Origin of the sequence: Chryseobacterium candidae (assembly GCF_004916905.1) — a bacterium.
In the GTDB taxonomy this organism is placed as follows: domain Bacteria; phylum Bacteroidota; class Bacteroidia; order Flavobacteriales; family Weeksellaceae; genus Chryseobacterium; species Chryseobacterium candidae.
Genome location: NZ_SDLV01000023.1, coordinates 32664 through 51099 on the forward strand (window position 1 = coordinate 32664; position 18436 = coordinate 51099).

The 18436-nt window shown below is 36.5% G+C and carries 15 protein-coding genes and 1 pseudogene; 4 read left to right on the top strand and 12 right to left on the bottom strand.

Features of this window, described 5'->3' with window-relative positions; all coding sequences use genetic code 11:
* Positions 1-100 precede the first annotated feature (100 nt).
* Positions 101-853 (bottom strand): phage tail-like protein, encoded by a 753-nt coding sequence (locus EK417_RS11330; protein ID WP_136522217.1) that lies wholly within the window; start codon positions 851-853, stop codon positions 101-103.
* A gap of 946 nt (positions 854-1799) precedes the next feature.
* On the opposite strand from EK417_RS11330, the gene EK417_RS11340 reads away from it, so the two are divergent.
* Both EK417_RS11340 and EK417_RS11345 read left to right on the top strand, forming a co-directional pair.
* The gene (locus EK417_RS11340; protein WP_136522218.1) at positions 1800-2123 is read left to right on the top strand and encodes a helix-turn-helix domain-containing protein; all 324 of its coding nucleotides are present in this window, start codon (positions 1800-1802) and stop codon (positions 2121-2123) included.
* Between the two features lie 492 nt (positions 2124-2615).
* On the top strand, positions 2616-4013 hold the full coding sequence (locus tag EK417_RS11345; RefSeq protein WP_076597633.1) for a phage tail-like protein: 1398 nt from the start codon (positions 2616-2618) through the stop codon (positions 4011-4013).
* A gap of 193 nt (positions 4014-4206) precedes the next feature.
* On the opposite strand, the pseudogene tssD reads toward EK417_RS11345, so the two are convergent.
* The 3 genes and pseudogenes from tssD to EK417_RS11355 form a co-directional block, all read right to left on the bottom strand.
* Positions 4207-4384, bottom strand: a pseudogene (tssD, locus tag EK417_RS21100) (type VI secretion system tube protein TssD); the annotation flags it as partial.
* Between the two features lie 20 nt (positions 4385-4404).
* A complete protein-coding gene (locus EK417_RS11350; RefSeq protein ID WP_136522219.1) occupies positions 4405-5100 on the bottom strand; it encodes a VIT1/CCC1 transporter family protein in 696 nt (231 codons plus the stop codon).
* A gap of 339 nt (positions 5101-5439) precedes the next feature.
* The gene (locus EK417_RS11355; protein WP_136522220.1) at positions 5440-6759 is read right to left on the bottom strand and encodes an aspartate kinase; all 1320 of its coding nucleotides are present in this window, start codon (positions 6757-6759) and stop codon (positions 5440-5442) included.
* A gap of 333 nt (positions 6760-7092) precedes the next feature.
* Here EK417_RS11355 and lgt point away from each other — a divergent pair, with 333 nt between their 5' ends.
* Positions 7093-7929 (top strand): prolipoprotein diacylglyceryl transferase, encoded by an 837-nt coding sequence (gene lgt, locus EK417_RS11360; RefSeq protein WP_136522279.1) that lies wholly within the window; start codon positions 7093-7095, stop codon positions 7927-7929.
* Positions 7930-8011: 82 nt separating this feature from the next.
* Here the strand turns inward: lgt and EK417_RS11365 are convergent, their stop codons facing one another.
* On the bottom strand, positions 8012-8767 hold the full coding sequence (locus EK417_RS11365) for an SDR family oxidoreductase (RefSeq protein ID WP_076597636.1): 756 nt from the start codon (positions 8765-8767) through the stop codon (positions 8012-8014).
* 686 nt (positions 8768-9453) lie between these two features.
* Here EK417_RS11365 and EK417_RS11370 point away from each other — a divergent pair.
* Positions 9454-9876 (top strand): cold shock domain-containing protein, encoded by a 423-nt coding sequence (locus EK417_RS11370; protein WP_076596824.1) that lies wholly within the window; start codon positions 9454-9456, stop codon positions 9874-9876.
* Between the two features lie 237 nt (positions 9877-10113).
* On the opposite strand, the gene EK417_RS11375 is transcribed toward EK417_RS11370, so the two are convergent.
* The 7 genes from EK417_RS11375 to EK417_RS11405 all read right to left on the bottom strand — a co-directional run bounded on the left by EK417_RS11375 (position 10114) and on the right by EK417_RS11405 (position 18348).
* Positions 10114-11565 (bottom strand): TolC family protein, encoded by a 1452-nt coding sequence (locus tag EK417_RS11375; protein ID WP_136522221.1) that lies wholly within the window; start codon positions 11563-11565, stop codon positions 10114-10116.
* Positions 11546-14668 carry an efflux RND transporter permease subunit gene (locus tag EK417_RS11380; protein WP_136522222.1) on the bottom strand — a complete coding sequence of 1041 codons (3123 nt, stop codon included), beginning with the start codon at positions 14666-14668 and terminating at the stop codon, positions 11546-11548. Before EK417_RS11380 ends, EK417_RS11375 begins: the two co-directional genes overlap by 20 nt.
* A 28-nt stretch (positions 14669-14696) precedes the next feature.
* Positions 14697-15785, bottom strand: a complete 1089-nt coding sequence (locus EK417_RS11385; protein ID WP_136522223.1) for an efflux RND transporter periplasmic adaptor subunit — start codon at positions 15783-15785, stop codon at positions 14697-14699.
* Positions 15786-15845: 60 nt separating this feature from the next.
* Positions 15846-16178, bottom strand: a complete 333-nt coding sequence (locus EK417_RS11390; protein ID WP_136522224.1) for a hypothetical protein — start codon at positions 16176-16178, stop codon at positions 15846-15848.
* Positions 16179-16509: 331 nt separating this feature from the next.
* A complete protein-coding gene (locus EK417_RS11395) occupies positions 16510-16962 on the bottom strand; it encodes an SRPBCC family protein (RefSeq protein ID WP_110367734.1) in 453 nt (150 codons plus the stop codon).
* 51 nt (positions 16963-17013) lie between these two features.
* Entirely contained in the window at positions 17014-17661 is a 648-nt protein-coding gene (locus tag EK417_RS11400; protein ID WP_136522225.1) for a murein L,D-transpeptidase catalytic domain-containing protein, read from the bottom strand.
* 3 nt (positions 17662-17664) lie between these two features.
* Positions 17665-18348, bottom strand: coding sequence for a TIGR02117 family protein (locus tag EK417_RS11405; RefSeq protein WP_136522226.1), 684 nt, complete (start codon positions 18346-18348; stop codon positions 17665-17667).
* Between the last annotated feature and the right edge of the window lie 88 nt (positions 18349-18436).

Here is an 18436-nt window from a genome sequence, read left to right on the forward strand (position 1 = left end):
GCAACTTTCATTTCTCTGTTTAGGTTCAGGTTTATATTTTATTATTATATCAATTTTTATTAAAAGTCTTGCGATAATAGGCATGTAACAGATTAAAAATTTAAAACTTTTCGGCCACTATAATGAATGCCTTTGCGCCTGAAGGTGGTCCCGATATGTAAAATGTAACCCTGTAATAGCCATTAGCTTCAACATCTACTATATTGACGATATTTAATTCATAATTAACAATATTATTAGAAACATCGCTTGTAACATTCTGATATGTAGAATAATTAGATTGTGTAAAAGTTCTCGTCCAGTTATTGTATTCAAAACCATTCTGAGCATATTGCTGGTTAAAACCGATATAAACATTTTTATTAGCCGCAGGCTGATTGATCAGCGCTATCTGAGGCTGAAAGTTGCCACTCACATTTCCAAACCTGAACCTATAGTCTCCTATGGATACTGTTCTAGAAGGATCTGGAGCGGTTCCAGTATAAATTGCTTTTATAATATCCGACCCATTGGTGGGGTCAGAACATTGTCCGAGATTTTCCCAAATAGCTCCATCAAAAAAATAGTAACAAGGGCTGGTAATATTGACTGTTTTCACAGAAGGAACTGTTACAGGAGATGTGGCATAAACAATTGCTCCTTTTTGGGCTATCGTATACTGATTATCTAAAGTTTTTATCTCATCTCCCGTAAGTCTAGGTGCAATGATACCCGGAGGCGGGGTAGCTATAGAAGCATTTTTATTAACATCCAGTGTAGCTTTTGGATCTGATGTGTTGATGCCAACCTGTGACAATAATGGATGGAAACATATGAATGTCAATAAAATACAAAATAAAATTCTATTCATCATAATTTGTAAAGTAAATATTTTTACAAAAGTACACTCGTCACATACACAAAAAAATAGTAGATATATACTATTTTCAGCAACAAAAGTAGGTTGAAAAAAGTTTTTAGAAATATCTGTAACCTTTATATCGAAACATACGTTTCTTTTACTCAAGTGAAATCAAAAGTATTATCAAAAATATCACTTCAAAAATCGAAAAATCTTATTACTAGTTTCAAAATGATCGATATCCACTATTTCTGTTCATTACCTTTTTTTATTTCTTTACAGTCTCAGGAGTAAAAGCGGAATTTACAATTATGGTTGTTATTCAGATACTTTCATTAGAAAAACAAATTGGCTTATTGCCTTATCTAAGCAACAGTAAATCTACAAGTTATTGATATTGTTGAATAACTCAAGTAAAATTAAAAAAATAAAAATTAAATTGAATATTAAAAATATACATATAGGTTCCTTAATTAAACAGAGAATTATAGATCTTGATATCGACAAACACCGTGTATGCAGTTTTTTAAATATTTCTGAAAGCGAGCTAGAGATGGTATTTATAACCGATAAAATAGATTCAGATCGTCTTTTAAAATTGAGCAAATTGCTGAAGTATGATTTTTTTCGCTTATACTCACAGCATCTTATTTTGTATTCTCCAGAGTGTAATCAAAAGACCAATATTAAAAAGTCTACTTTACCAATATTCCGGAAGAATATCTATTCGAAAGAAATTATTGATTTTATTCTAAAAAAAATAGCTTCCGGCCATATGACTAAAATAGAAGTTATAAATAGATATAATATTCCAAAGACAACCTTATATAAATGGATAGAAAAATATAGTTAATGTTTTAGTTGTAAAAAGTTGTGTAAAGTACAAAACTGAATTTAAATACCTTTTGGTTTTGCTTTTTAGTAAGTATAATTATATTGAATTTAAAATATTTTTTGAATGGAGAATAAATCGCCACATTTCAAGATTATTTTTTTAGATATTTTGAATGAAGAATTTCCTGAAAAAATTCAGGAATGCAGTACGATTTTAGCAAAGGATTGTCTAACATCTTTGGATGTTTTGGTTTTGAATAAGATTATATTCGGACAATCGAAAAATCTAAAAGATAAAAACGTGTATCGCTCATATACTTTGGAAGATATAAAGTATATTTTGAATTATCAGAAAAAAAATAATTTGAATAATTCCGAAGTGTGTATTATATTTGGAACAAGTAGGAATACGATTGCAAAATGGAAAACCTTTTACTCAAAATTATAAAATTTTTGAGTAAAAGATGAATCACACTATTCTGAATACAGGTTATAAATGAACCTACATATAAAAAAGGCAGAAGATATTTTTCTTCTACCTTTTTATATTTTAATATTGTCTATTCCAGATTATTTTTATCCTTTTCCAATTCCCAAACATAACTACACATCAAAACCTGTCATTCTTGCAATGCTAAAAAATCTTTATTTTAAATAATAAGATATCGTGACCAATTATTTACCGGCACTGTTTGTTCAAACCTGAATTTTCGTGGTTCTATAGTAGCCAATCTCCGTAATAAAAAATTTTGTAGATATTGTTTTATAAAAATGTAGTATTTCTACGTATCGAATATGATATAAAATTAAAATAGATTTGCATATCTGATTTACAGCTGTTTACCGAATTACAATATTGCTTGTAATGCAATTAAAAGTAAAAAATCTCAATGATTTATTAGAAATCAGTACAGTAAGTAAAAGCTAAATAACCCACGATATGAAAATGATTAAATTTTATTCCCTAATCGCAATATATGCGGCAACAGCAGGCATAAAAGCTCAGGTAGGGATAAATACTACAAATCCACAGGCAACTTTAGATGTTGCAGGAAGTACTAATACAAGTATGAGAGATGGTATTCTGCCTCCAAGAGTTTCTAAACAGCAGTTAGCTTCTAAGGATGTGGGAATCTACGGAAGTGCCCAGAAAGGGACCATTGTCTATGTTACAGACTCAACTACCCCCACCGGTACAACGCCAAGTATAGCAGAGGTTGGCAGTATTGACAACATTGGATATTACTATTTTAGCGGATTTCAATGGGTTCCTTTTGCAATGAATATCTACAATACAGACGGAAGTCTTTCAGGAAACAGAGTAGTGACTCAAAATGCCAATAGCTTATCATTTACAACCACGGCAACCAATGGCTTTTCTGTTGACGGGACTACCTTTTCTGTAGATGGAGCCAATCACAGAATCGGATTGGGAACAAGTTCTCCTGAAACAAAATTCCATGTAGTTTCCACTACTCCATCTTCAAACCGATATAATTTGATTGATGCCAGTGCCGGAACCAATCAGTACGGAATTGTCGCTTTAAGAAATACTTCTGCTTTGGCCACAGGAAATTTTTCATTGCTTAGTTTTACCAATAACGGGCCTTCTTCAGGTGGGGGAAATTGGGCATTAGGATCTGTTCGTACGGGATCAACATTGACCAATGGTTCGGAAGAAGATTTTTATATCGGAAATTCTACCGGAGGTGGTTTAATTGAAAGAATGAGAATTAATCCTATAACGGGAAATGTAGGAATCGGAACGTCTCCTGCAACAAATAAACTGCACATTAATGCGACCAACCCTGTAAGACTGGAGGGACTGCAGGCTGCGGCAGGAACGGCAGGAAGCTTAACGGTGAACAGTACAGGCGTTGTACAGTTAAAAAACTCTTCCAGCATCAGTGCTGCAAGAGGTACCGGAATAGTTTCAATTACACAAAACAATACTTTTGTAAATACCTCCGTTTCGGTAAAAACTTTTGATAATCTCAGTGAAATGACAGGAAACACTTTTACAGCATTTTCTACGGGATTGTATAAAATTGATTTTACCATCAATTATCCTCAAAGAGGATCAACAGAAGACGGTGGAGATGGTTATTCAGGATATGCCCAGATCAGTCTGAACGGAATTCAGCAGTCATTTACCAATACTAAAGTTGTTCTACCTGAAGTATCTGGAGCTCCGTCTTTCGTTACCTGTACAAATTCTGCATTACTAAAAATAAATGCAGGCCAGGTACTTTCATTTCAGGCCCTTACTTTTGGATCAACTCCTAATACAACAAATATTGTAGCCCCTTTTACAATCAACGTAGTCCGCATTGATTAATCCTTTGAATTACACTAAAAACAGGTAAAGCTCCCATTACCTTACAGGCAAATTCTATCAACACAAATACATCATAAGAACAGCTTCATTTTGCAGCTGTTCTTATGTATTTAATAATATTTTTTAAATTAGAAATACAAACATAATTATATAATGTCTGGTGAGTTTTTATTATCGAAAAAAAATAAATCTTTTATATACTTATCACAAAACTGATATATACTGTCGCCATCTACTGCATTAAAATCTACTTCGTGCTGGATGAAATAACCGTTTGACCATTTCAAGGTTGTTAAAGTTCCTTCTTTGTGAGATTTATTGAAAGTTTCCTCTCCCACAGTAGGCTTGTATTTACCATTCAAGAAGATTTCAAAAGACAATATTTACATTTTCAGGTAACATTTACGCCGAAAACATGTCCAACCAATGCTGTAATTCCCATTGCGACAGTTCCCCAGAAACAGATTCTCAACACGGCAATTTTAATATCGGAACCTCCGGCTCTGGCAGAAACAGCTCCCAAAAGCATTAAAAATATGATTGAAAAACCATACTGGAAGTATACCATTTGCTTAAGAGGAGCCAAAAGAGAAATGGTAAACGGCAATAAAGCTCCTACTGCAAATGAACTGAATGAGGCGAGTGCTGCCTGCAAAGGTTTCGCCTGTGTGATTTCATTTATACCCAGTTCGTCACGGGCATGCGCTCCAAGTGCATCGTGTTCTGTAAGTTCAATAGCTACCTGCATGGCGGTTTCTTTGGTACAACCTCTTCTTTCATACACTTTGGCCAATTCTCTAAGTTCTATTTCGGGTATTTCTTCCAGCTCGCGCTGCTCACGAATCAAATCTGCCTTTTCAGTATCTTCCTGTGAGCTTACGGATACATATTCCCCGGCAGCCATAGACATTGCTCCGGCAATCATTCCTGCCAGTGCAGCAAGAATAATCACATGCCGTTCCGGAGCTGCTGCCGCAACCCCTATGACGATACTTGTGGTGGACAACAACCCGTCATTTGCCCCTAATACAGCTGCCCGAAGCCAGCCTACTCTGTTTACATAATGTTTCTCCAGCGGATGATGCATAATTTTTGTTTTGGTAGCAGCATAAAGTTACCAAATGTTTCATCAAGAATCATTTTAAATTAACTTCATTTCATTATCAGTGAAGGTCTTCTATTTTTATCAGACAGCTAAAGGTTCATTTTTGAGGTTATTTTCAATTTAAATATTCAGGAAACCAAGAATATTATTTCAGGAAAAAATCTATTATATAAAGCATCTCATTAAAAAAACGGTCATACAGACTGCTCTATATGACCGGTATTGAACATCAATCTATATTAATTAAAGGAAGATGTTGCAGTTTACATTTTTAACAATATTATTTCTTTCCAACATTTTTATTGAGGATGGTAATTGTTTCTAAAACAATCTATTATGAAGGGATCTCAGGGCTTCTATCTTATAAGCAGATGAGACCAGTAGTGAAATATTGTTCTCACTTCCTCCATAAGAAATCATTCTTATCGGAATATGTTTTACCGCTTCAGAAACAATAGTGGCATACCCTTTATTGTTTTTTCTGAAATCTCCCACAATACAAACGATAGATTGTTCATAATCAATTTCAACTGCTGAAAAAGATTCCAGCTCTTTCACAATTTCAGAAAGATAATCAGTTTGATCTATAGTAAGTGAAACAGCTACTTCAGAAGTAGTAATCATGTCAATAGGTGTCTTGTAACGTTCAAAAACTTCGAAAACCTTTCTTAAAAATCCGTAAGCCATCAACATTCGTGAAGACTGAATACGAATTGCCGTAATATTGTCTTTTGCGGCAATGGCTACAATCTGATTTTGATTTGTACTTTCTCCGGAGATCAATGTCCCGGACGCACTCAAATTCATCGTATCCAGTAATCTTACGGGAACATTATATTTTCTTGCCGGGAAAACACTTTGCGGATGAAGAATTTTAGCTCCAAAATAGGATAATTCGGCAGCTTCATCAAAACTGAGTCTGGCAATAGATTTTGTATTCTGAACAAATCTGGGATCATTGTTATGGAATCCGTCAATATCTGTCCAGATCTGGATTTCTTCAACCTGTAATGCTGCTCCTAATAATGATGCTGTATAATCTGAGCCTCCTCTTTGTAAATTATCAATTTCACCTTCGGCATTTCTGCATATATACCCCTGAGTGATAAATAAGCTTTCTTCAGGGTATTCTGAAATTTTACGCCCTGCGTGCTCTCTGATATAATCAATATTGGGTTCTTTATCTTCATCAATCAGCATGAAATCAAGTGCTGATAATAGCACTGAAGGAATTTCAATTTCCTTTAAATGGAAATGGAAAAGCGTTGTTGAAATAATTTCTCCCTGAGCCAGAATAATCCGTTCTGCACTGGAGGTAAAGTTTTTATTTTTAAATTGATAAAACAGATCAAAAATTTTGTCAATGAACAGTAATGCTTCTGCAATACCTTCTTCAGTTTTAAACAGTTCATTAACAAAGCTTTTATACTTATCATACATTTCATCAATGTGTTTGTAAGCAGCTTCAATATCTTTTTTCTCATACAGCTCTGATAATTTTACCAGGTCATTGGTAGTTCCTGAAACAGCTGATAAAACAACAAGATGTTGATCTGCTGCCTGAGATCTGATGATAGGTAATAACTGCTCAATTCTCCCCGGACTTCCTACTGAAGTTCCTCCAAATTTTAATACTTTCATAATAGATTTAAATTGTTGAATATTTTCCAAAAAAAAAAGAGCTTGTCGTGATGACAAGCTCCTGATATATTTTAGTTTCTAACCAAAGGAAAATGACTCACGACGTTCGACGTAAGTTCTGTTTCTTTGATTTTTTAAGGTTAGATAAAATCATTTTCTTTTTTTGCTGGGCAAATATACACATTTTTATTAATCTCAGTCTAAAAAAATTCTTTCTTTTGGATGTACACCCAACACAACCAATATTGTAGCTAACGATTTATGAGCCAGACCATAGAAATCCTGAACAGGTTCATATTTTCGGGAAAATCCTATTTTCTTATCTTTGCAGCAATGAATTTATTATATATCAACTGGGATGTCAATCCCGAAATCGTCAATATTTTAGGGCTTCCCATAAAATATTACGGATTACTTTTCCTTGCGGGACTTGTTTTATCATTAAATATTTTAAAAAGAATTTATAAAAAAGAGGGGCTTAGTTCACAAGCCCACGAAGCTTTATTCTCTTATGCACTGATAGGAATTTTAGTGGGTGCGAGATTGGGACATTGTCTTTTTTATGATTTTGATTATTATTCCCAGCATCCGGTAGAGATATTTCTACCTATTCAGAAAGGACCGGATGGGATCTACCATTTCACAGGATTTGCAGGTCTTGCCAGCCATGGTGGTGGTATTGGTCTGGTTATTATGCTTCTTATCTATGCCAGAAAGTATTCAATTCCGTTCATGACCGTTTTGGATGCAATAGCTATTGTACTTCCGTTGGGAGGTACTTTTATCAGGCTTGCCAATCTTATGAATTCCGAGATTATAGGAACTCCTACCAATGTTCCATGGGCTTTTATTTTCCGTCAGGTGGATGATCTTCCCAGACATCCTGCTCAGCTTTATGAAGCTATCTCTTATTTTATCATTTTCATTGCTGTATACTTTATTTACAGGAAGAATATCTTTAAAATCGGAAAAGGGTTTTATTTTGGAATCAGTATTCTGTTGATCTTCATCATGAGAATCCTGATTGAGTTTATCAAGGTAGATCAGGTAGAATTCGAGCACGGAATGAGCCTGAATATGGGGCAGCTTTTGAGTATTCCATTTGTTCTTCTCGGATTATTCTTTATTATCAGAAGTATATGGGAGAAAGGAAAGATTAAAACCTTTTAATTTTCTTATTTCTTTTACCATAAAAAACTCACTGAATCCTGTTTTTCAGTGAGTTTCTTTTTTGCCTGGATTTTATAATATATTATCTCGTTGTATATCCGCCGTTGGCAAAGATGGTTTGTCCGGTGATCCACCATCCTTCTGTTACCAGGAATTCTACCAGAGGTGCAATATCTTTAATATCAGTAAGTCCACCCAATGCGGATGCCGATTTATGATAAGCCACTGCATCATCCGTTTCCTGCCCGTAGAAGAAAGGAGTATCCATTGGGCCGGGGGCCACTGCCGTTACGGAGATACCTCTTGCTCCGAATTCTTTGGAAGCCGCTCTTGTAAAATGCTCTACCGGTGCTTTTGCTCCTGCGTAGGTGGAATACAATCCGGTGTAAGCCGCCAGCAATGAAGTAACAATGGTACAAATCTTTCCGTGATCGTTTAGTTTTTTTCCCGCTTCCTGAAGAAAGAAGTAAGCCGACTTGGAATTGACATTGAACATCGTATCATATTCAGCTTCCGTAGTTTCTGAAAATGGCTTTTTAAGTACCATTCCTACAGTATTGATCGCAATATCAATTCCTCCGAAACGGGAAATGGTTTCATCAAAAAACTTTGTGATATGATCTACTTTAGTAAGATCTCCCTGAAATAAAAATGCTTCAGCCCCTAAAGCCTGCACTTCAGCGAGTGTTTTTTCGCTTTCTGCTCTTGAACTTTCGCTGTTGTAGTGGATTGCCAGTTTTGCCCCTTTTGATGCAAAATCTCTGCTTAATAATCCTCCTAAATTTTTACCTCCTCCGGCAATTAAAACAACTTTTCCCTGTACATTTTGTGTTGACATGTTTTTATATTTAAATATTAATAAGACAAAGATCAATAATAAAAACGGCCTCAACATGGTGAAATTTTCGGAAATTTCTATTAATTATTTTTAAACCAAAGGAAAAGTATTTATTATTTCATGTGAAAAATAGTTTCTAATAGAATGTTATTTACCAATCAGATACGCTTTGTTACATAGCTTTTCAGTTAAACACTTTTGGATAATTCACAAACTCGCGTAGATTTTAGGCATAACATTTGATACCTTCCTCCCGTATTACGCACCACCACTTCATTTTTAATATATTTTTTTATAATCCTCAGGCTTCTGAGGATTTTTTTATCCAATTATTACAACTTCCTTTATATCATTCCTGCCGAATATAAGGTATCACTTTAACCTTTTCTGATAATCAATCATTTAAAACCTGATTATTCATTTTATTGTTGTATATTTGTACATTATAAACCAAGTCTCTACTTTGTTTTCTGTAACGACCCGAATATTTTTTATTCAGTCTTTGCCTTTTGAGCAGCCATCTTTTTAACTTTTATTCTTCTATTAAGAACAATACTTGTCGGAATTTTAAAGCTCTGTATGATTGGGATTATCCAGGACAGAAAACATAGCCAGGCTTTATAGGGTCTAAAAACAGGCCAGATTGAACTCAATAATTTATAGAAACTAAATACTAAAAATAATTTATGGCAGATTCTTTTTCTAAAAAGGAAAATTTCAAGAAAAAAATTCAAAAGCAAAAAGAAAAGGCGCTAAGACGCGAAGAACGTAAAACGAACAACAACAAAGGAGCGGAGGATGTCTTCATGTATGTAGACGAATTCGGAAGATTAACTTCTACTCCCCCTGAACAAAGACAGGAAGTAAACCTTGATGATATTCAGCTGGGTGCAGCACCTATCATTGAAGAAGATCCAAGAAAAACAGGAATTGTTACTTTCCTGAGTGAAAAAGGATATGGTTTCATTACGGAAGATAATTCCAAAGAAAACATCTTCTTCCACAATAACAACTGTACAGAGCCGGTGAAAAAAGGAAACAAAGTATCTTTCGAAAAAGAGAAATCTCCTAAAGGATTTTCCGCTGTTGAAATTCAGCTAGTTAAATAATATGTACTTATAAAATGTTTCTGTTCTAAAAGCAGATTCATTTTAAACCATACACAAAGAGACTGCCCTTCGGACAGTCTCTTTTTTTAGGGACATATAAAAAAAGTTAACTCAACTTGTAAAAAGTTAGATCGTATCGCATTATTTCAATGATCATTACGAAAATCCATAGAAGCTGATTAAAATACAAAAGGAGCTGCCTAAAAGACAGCTCCTTCATCGTAAAAAAAGTAAAAATCAATCCAGTTTCCCTCCCAATGCTTTAAACAGCAGGACGTTATTTCTGGTATTCTGGTGCTGAAACTGCAATAGATCAAGTTCAGCAGTCAGTTTGCTTTTCTGGGAATTGATCAGTTCGAAATAATTGGCATATCCAGTAAGATAAAGATCATTGGAGACCTCTACACCACGGTCAAGAAACCCAACTTCTTCTGATTTCAGTTTTAAAACACGTTCATAGATCTTAGTCTGTTTCAGAATCGACTGAAGTTCATTAAAAGCAGTTGTAATGCTTTTCTGATAATTTAAAAAGGCAATTTCCTGCTCTTTACTTGCTACTTTGAATTCATATTTCAACTGTCCTTTATTGAAAACAGGAACCATTAATCCTCCCAACAACTGCCCGGCAAGGGAACTTGGTTTAAAGAATGTTTCGACAGAAAAAGAATTCAGTCCGAAACCGGCACCTAAATCAATTTTGGGGTAAAAAGCGGCTCTTGCAGCTTTCGCATCAGCCTGAGAAGCTTCCAACACATAATAATTGGCAGCCACATCCGGTCTGGAATGGATCACATTTTCTACATTAATGGTTTTATTCAAGACTTCCATATTGGTAGGCATCAGTATTGAACCGCGCTTCACCTCTCCGCCGTAGCTTCCTGTCAATGTTGTGATTGCCTGTTCTACTGTCACGATTTCCACTCTTATGTGTTCAATCTCTGCCAGCCAGTTGTTATTCTGAGCTTTGAACTGCTGAACTGCCAATTCCGTAGCTTTTCCCACTTCACGCTGAGCCAGAACAATTTCAAAGGCTCTCTGCTGAAGTTTATAGTTCTTCTGATAAATGGCAAGACGGTTATCTAAAGCAACCAACTGGTAATACAGGTTGGCAATATCCGTGAAAAGCTCCACCTGTAATAATCTTAACCCTTCCGTGGAAGCCAAAAATTTCTTTTGAGCTGCAATCTTCTTATTTTTCAGTTTTCCCCAGGCATCAATTTCCCAGCTGCTTCTTGCGCCCAGCCAGTAATTAGGGGTAAAATCTCTGTTGATTTTCTGGTTTTCCGTTATATTGGGTGAAAGGTTGGTGTCATAGTTCCCCACTCCTTCCATTGTATATTTTCCGTAGCGGTCACCGGAAGCCTGCACTCCCACTTCAAGAGATGGCAATAAATCCATCTTTGATCTTTGAAGGAAACTGTTGGCAATCTCTACTCTCTGCTGTGCAATCTGGAAGTCAGGATTTGCCTGAACTACTTTATCAAAAAGTTCAAGCAGCTGCGGATCTGTAAAATAAGCTTTCAGGTTGATCTGCTGGAATTCATCCGGAGATTTGCTTTTGTCGGATTTAATGATTTCCTCCGGCAATTCCTGAGCTTTTTTCAGCTCCGTTACCTTGGGAACAGCACAGGAAACCAGGCTCAGTGATGCTATTCCATACAATATATTTCTATGATTTAATCTTTTCATCTTTCTTCTTATTTTCAAGTTTTGCAAAGAATATATACAGTCCCGGAATCACCACCAATCCGAAGATAGTTCCTATCAGCATTCCTCCTGCTGCCGCTGTACCAATGGAACGGTTACCGATTGCTCCCGCTCCTGATGCAATGCATAGAGGAATAAGTCCGGCTACGAATGCAAAAGAAGTCATCAGAATCGGTCTCAGACGCTGCCTTGCTCCTTCAATAGCTGCCGGAACAATATCAAATCCCTGTTTGTTTCTTGCTACCGCAAATTCTACGATCAGGATGGCATTCTTGGCCAGCAATCCGATCAGCATGACCAAAGCTACCTGTGCATAGATATTATTATCCAATCCCATTATTACCAAAGCGATATAAGAACCGAAGATTCCTGTCGGAAGACTCAATAATACCGGCATGGGAAGAAGGAAACTTTCATATTGCGCTGCAAGTAAGAGATATACGAATAAGAGACAGATCGCAAAGATATAAACGGTCTGGTTTCCTGATAAAATTTCTTCTCTTGTCATTCCGGACCATTCAATATCGAATCCTCTCGGCAAAGATTCTTTGGCTACACGTTCTACCGCTGCAATGGCATCTCCTGAACTATAACCATCAGCAGGCTCGCCGTTGATCATAGCGGACATATACATATTGTACCTTGTGAGTACTTCAGGACCATATACTTTTTCGATGGTGATGAAGGTTGAGAAAGGAACCATTTCGCCTTTGTCATTTTTTAAATATAAATTCAGAATACTTTCAGGCGTATCTCTATGTTCCGGACTTGCCTGTACCATCACTTTGTACATTTGACTGAAACGGATGAAATTTGTTGCATAATAAGATCCCAGCATCGTTTGTAATGTCGACATTGCGTTGTCTACTGATACGCCTTTCTTCGCTGCCATATCATAATCCACATTGATCATGTATTGCGGGAAAGTAGCGTCAAAACTGGTAAAACTGTTCTGCAGTTCGGGAGCTTCGTTTAATTTTTTAACAAAATCCTTCGTAATTTTATCTGTATTTTCAATTGTTCCTCCGGTTCTGTCCAGCAAACGCAATTCAAAACCACTGGTATTACCAAAGCCCGGAACCGTTGGCGGCGCAAAGATTTCAATCTGTGCATCTGCAATGCTTTTCGTTTTGTCTGAAAGCTCTGCAATAAGATCATTCACTGAGATATTTCTTTCTTTCCAGTCTTTAAGATTGATCATCGCCATACCGTAAGATGAACCTGCGATTTCTGTGACGATACTGTATCCTGCCAGTGTGGTCACGTTTTCCACTCCATTAATTTTCTTCGCAATAACCGTAACTTCATCCAATACTTTTTCTGTTCTTTCGACTGTTGCACCCTGCGGAGTGGTAACACTTACATACACCATTCCCTGATCTTCCATTGGAATAAATCCGGTTGGCAGGAATTTACTGGTCACAAAAGTAAGTCCCACAAATAGAAACAACAGCCCGAAAGTTACTGTAGTTCTTGTGGCAAATTTTGATAAAATCCCCACATAACCATTGGTCAGTCTTTCAAATCCTGTATTGAAACTCTGGAAAGCTCTGTCGATAATGGTTTTCTTTTTATTGTGGTCATGAGGTTTTAAAATAATCGCACAAAGTGCCGGAGTAAGCGTCAATGCATTGACACCAGAAATCACAATACTGATGGCCAATGTTAATGAAAACTGACGGTAAAATACTCCCACCGGACCATCCAGGAATGCCACAGGAATAAATACGGCAGACATTACGATCGTGATTGCTACTACCGCTCCTGCAATTTCTTTGGTGGCACTGATGGTGGCATCCATCGCATTCATTCCTTCTTCCATTTTAACGTGAACGGCTTCAACGACGACAATGGCGTTATCCACCACAATTCCGATGGCAAGAACCAATGCGAACAATGTTAAAAGATTGACAGAGAAATCCAGCATATTCATGAATGCAAAAGTTCCTACCAAAGCTACGGGTACAGCCAGCACAGGAATTAATGTGGAACGCCAGTCCTGAAGGAAGATAAAGACTACGATTCCTACCAGAATAAAGGCTTCAATAAGGGTTGTTAATACTGCACTGATGGAAGCATCAAGGAATCTGGAAACATCATAAGCCATGTTATACTCCATTCCGGGAGGGAAAGAGGTGACTTTCAATTCTTCCATTTTTGCTTTTACACTTTCAATCACTTCAGATGCGTTGGAACCGGGACGCTGTTTCATCATGATGGATGCAGAAGGCCTTCCGTCTGTTTTAGAAACCATTCCGTAGTTCATCGCTCCGAATTCTACCTTAGCAATATCTTTAAGCTTTAAAATGGTTCCGTCCACATTAGACCTGATGGGAACTTCTTCATATTGTTTAGGCTCAAAAAACTTTCCTTTATATTTAATCACATACTGAAGCTGGCTGGAGGTTTTACCAGAGGTTTCACCTACTTTTCCTGGTGCTGCAGAAATATTCTGTTTTTGCAGGGAAGTGATTACCTCATCTGCAGCAATATTGTACGCTGCCATTTTCTGAGGATCAAGCCATACTCTCATCGAGTATTCTTTCTGTCCCATAATCTCAGCACGCCCTACTCCATCAATACGTTTCAGCTCCTGAAGGACGTTAATATCCGTAAAGTTATAGATGAACTGTTCATCCTGGCTGGGGTCTGCACTGGTGATATTAAGGTACATCAGCATACTGTTCACCTCTTTTTCAGTAGTTACTCCAGCTCTGATTACTTCTTCAGGAAGCTCATCAAGAATAGTTGTTACTCTGTTCTGAACGTTTACCGCTGCTACATCAGGATCTGTTCCTACCTCAAAGAACACCTGAATAAGAGTAAGACCGTCATTGGAGGTTACCGTAGACATATACGTCATCCCGGGTACTCCGTTGATCGCGCGTTCCAGAGGAAGGGCTACCGCATTGGCAGACACTTCGGCGTTCGCTCCTGTATATTTTGCTGTAACGGTTACTGAAGGCGGTACAATATCGGGAAACTGGGTGATCGGCATTTTCAGTAACGCCATAATTCCCAGTAATACAAATAATATGGAAATAACCAACGAAAGAACCTTTCGTCTTATAAACATTTCTACCATAGTCAATTGATTTAAAGATTATGAAAGGTTAATACTTCTTTTTGATTTTGATAATATCACCATCTTTCAAAGACTGAGTTCCTTCATAAATGATTAAATCTCCTTTTTTAAGACCGCTTTCCACCATATAAGAATCTCTCAGGGTAGTTCCGATCTTAATATTGGTCATTTTCACTTTATTCTGTTTATCCACAACAAAAACATAGGTCTTATCCTGAATGGAGAAGGTTGATTTTTGCGGAATAAGGATCGCATTATTTTGTTGTTCGGAAATGATAAGCTTCCCGGAAGTACCGTGTTTAATCAAACGGTCCGGATTCGGGAAAAGCACTTTATAACGTATGGAACCTGTGGTTCTGTCGATTTCTCCTTCAGCGGTTTTCAAAGCTCCGTTGAACTGGTAATTCACTCCGTTTGGCAGTGTCAGTTCGATCTTTTGATGATTTCCGATCTTATCGTTGGCTAAAAGCTCAAAATATAAGTTTTCAGGAATGGAAAAGTAGGCATACACTTCATTCAATTGAGAGAGTGTGGTTAGCAAAGTACCGTTTTCCACCAAACTTCCGTCTTTATGGGGAATTACATCAATCACTCCATCAAAAGGTGCCGTAATTCTTGTAAAGCTTATTTTCTGAAGAACGGTTCTCTTTTCTGCATCGGCAAATGCATGTTTTGCTTTGGCAGAGGATAATTTGGCTTTCACCATTTCCAGCTCATTGTTGGCCACAAATTTTTTGGCATGAAGACTCTGAATCTGTTTCAGTTCTACTTCTGCAATACGAACATCTGCCTCAGTCTGTTTTAATGCTGCATTGGCTTTCAGCAGTTCCATTTGCAGTTCGGCATCATTGATTTTAAATAAAGCCTGCCCCTGATGGACAAACTGCCCCTCATTTACATAGATATGCTGTATAATACCTCCGATTCTGGAACGCATTTCAACATTCTTTTTAGCCTGAATATCAGTGACAAACTGGTTGCTCACCAATGTATCTTTTTCTTTGATTTCCAGTACGGGAACTTCTTTATCTTTCTGATTGTTGTTTTTCTTGTCTTTACTGCATGACACAGCGAATAATGTTGCAAGAATGCAAATTATTACAGTTTTAAAATACATTTTTAAATGTTTAAGTTATAAGATTTCCGTTAAAATGATTTGTTTTTCAAAAACTTAAACCTAGTACAGCTGGAGGAGATGGAGAAAAGATTTAACGCCACAGATAATAGAAATTGCGATCTCAGGAAGCGTAATTTTTGGAATACGTTTTAATATTCCTGAAAAATCTGCAATACCAGGATCGTTTTTTTTAACTGAATGTTTTACAATTTTGGCAGCAGCAGGCAATGCATGCGTATTCATATCTGCCTCTTCGTAAACATCCAGAACATGAATGTTTGTTACAGGAGGAACATGAGGGATATTCTGCAACGATTTTTCTACCCAATTCGAATTGAAAAGGGAAAAAACCAGTATGATATAAAATAAGAAAAATGACCTCAGACCTGCCATGTCAATCAGAATACTTTAGTTTTTCAGTAAAAAACGATAGTCTGGCAAAATTAGGGATTTTTACCGGAAAATCCGGCCATTGAACTGTTAAAAAAACTTAAACAATGGATGAATAATCTTATTTATTCGTATTGGGATTCCTATGGAATGACAAATAGAACGCGAAGTCTATTCATGCAGTCTGCCATTCCGTAGAGAATCTACCTCTACAATTCAGAATAAAATAAGAAATGTAATATATCTGATTATTGACTGTTTTAAGTTTTGGCTAAAGCCAATTGAAATTTTGTTTTCTTATTCAAACGGGCTAAAGCCCATTTCTATTGAATGGCTAGAACAACTTACTCAATATCCTGAAACGATAATCAAAGATATGTTCCAGTTTCTTTCTGACGAAAAGGCGATGGGCAATTTCTCCTAAAAATCCCATGGGAAGTTCATAATCTATGGTGTCTCTCATCAGAACACCTTCTTCATTGGGAATAAATTCATGGTGGTGGTTCCAGAGTTTGTACGGACCTTTTTTCTGAAAATCAATGAAGCTTTTCTGGTAATCAACATGGGTGATCTCTGTCTGCCACTTCATTTTAATACCGAATAGCGGAGAAACATAATAATCAATGATCATTCCTTCATAGATTTCATCATCTTCCATTTCCGTCAATACAATGAATTCCATGTCTTTCGGGGTAATTTCTGAAAGATTATTGGCTGAGGAAAAGAATTTCCAGGCGGTTTCTATATCACAATTGAGCTGTTGTTCACGGAAAAGGGTATGTTTCATAAAACGGAATCAGTTAACCTAAATACTATGAAACAAAGGTATAACAAAGATTTAATTATAGATCCACATCAGGACAGGTTTTCCTGATTTCTGAATCATCGGATCTATTTCCCTCATTGCATTGTTGGAAACGGTTGGGCAGCCCCATCCTTCGGGTGAACCTTTTGGGAACACCTCTTCGTCACTCATCAGATTCCAGGAATGAAAGACGATAAATCTTTTTAAAGCATTACTATTGGTTTCTTCAAGGCCGTGCATCAGGTATTTTATATTGATTCCCCAATCGCTGTAACCTCTTCCTTCCAGTTTATATTTTCCCAGGGAAGAAAGGTGGCTTCCGTCTTCATTACTGAATCCGGGATTTGCTTTAGAATCATCTTTACTCCATGAATTGGAACCGCAGCCATGTCCTACGAGATATTTCTTGGCGATTTTATTGTTTTTAAAATCCCAAACGAAAAAACGGTTAACACCAGAATGAAGGCTCATATCAATGAGAATGCAGAAATCTTTGTTAAGATTCTTTGAAGCACAGAATTTCAAAGCTTCGTCTGCTTTTAATTTTAATTTAGAAAGATCTGCCTCAGGTTTCTTTTCTGCAACTACTGGTGTTTCTACCGCTCTTATTGTATTATTTTTTCTCTCTTGTGAACATGAACACATCCAAAAGATGGTGAAAAACAAAAAAATCATTTTCATATTTTATTTATAATGCTGAAAGATTCCGAAATCAGACGGTGTCCAAAGGGCGGCTTTCTGTCCTGCAGCTTTTAAAGCGTTATTGGACCAGGTATTGCAGGTATAAAGAAAGCTGTAAGTACCTTTTGCATCGTAAAAGGCATCATTATCACCGTATACAGCATTGGTAGGGATCAGCATGAAATTTCCGTTCTGGTCTCTGTCAAATTTATCTTCTACATATTTCACAAGATTTTCATACTGGCTTCTGCTGATCATAATCATTTTACAGTCATCACCTTCTTTCATCGTATTATAGTAAGTACAGTGCATTGCAGAATCACTTAGCCAGAATGCTGCTTTCACAGCTGTAGAAAATTTCAGATCTGCCCATGTAGGCGTATCAAGATAAAACCCTTTGTCTCCCCATCCTATTCCTATATACTGATAATCTGTTTTCTTAGATTTAGTATTTCCGAAAGGAATTTTCTGACTCCAGTCCTGAAGGTCATTTTTCACCGGCATTACTATATCAGTATGCACTCCGTTAGTATAAATATAAATAGGGATTTCTTTCTTCAGTCCGTCATCTTTTGCAGAAACGGGAATATAGGGAATCAGCAGCCCAAGGATGGCATAAATAATCACAATTCCTAAAATAATTCCTATCACTTTCAGGAGATACATTGCTACAGTTTTCACAGTCATGTTTTAATAAAATTTAATCTACAATTTTTAGTAAAAGTATTTGTTTTAATCGAAAAATTAGCTATATTTAGTTACGAAACATTCACAA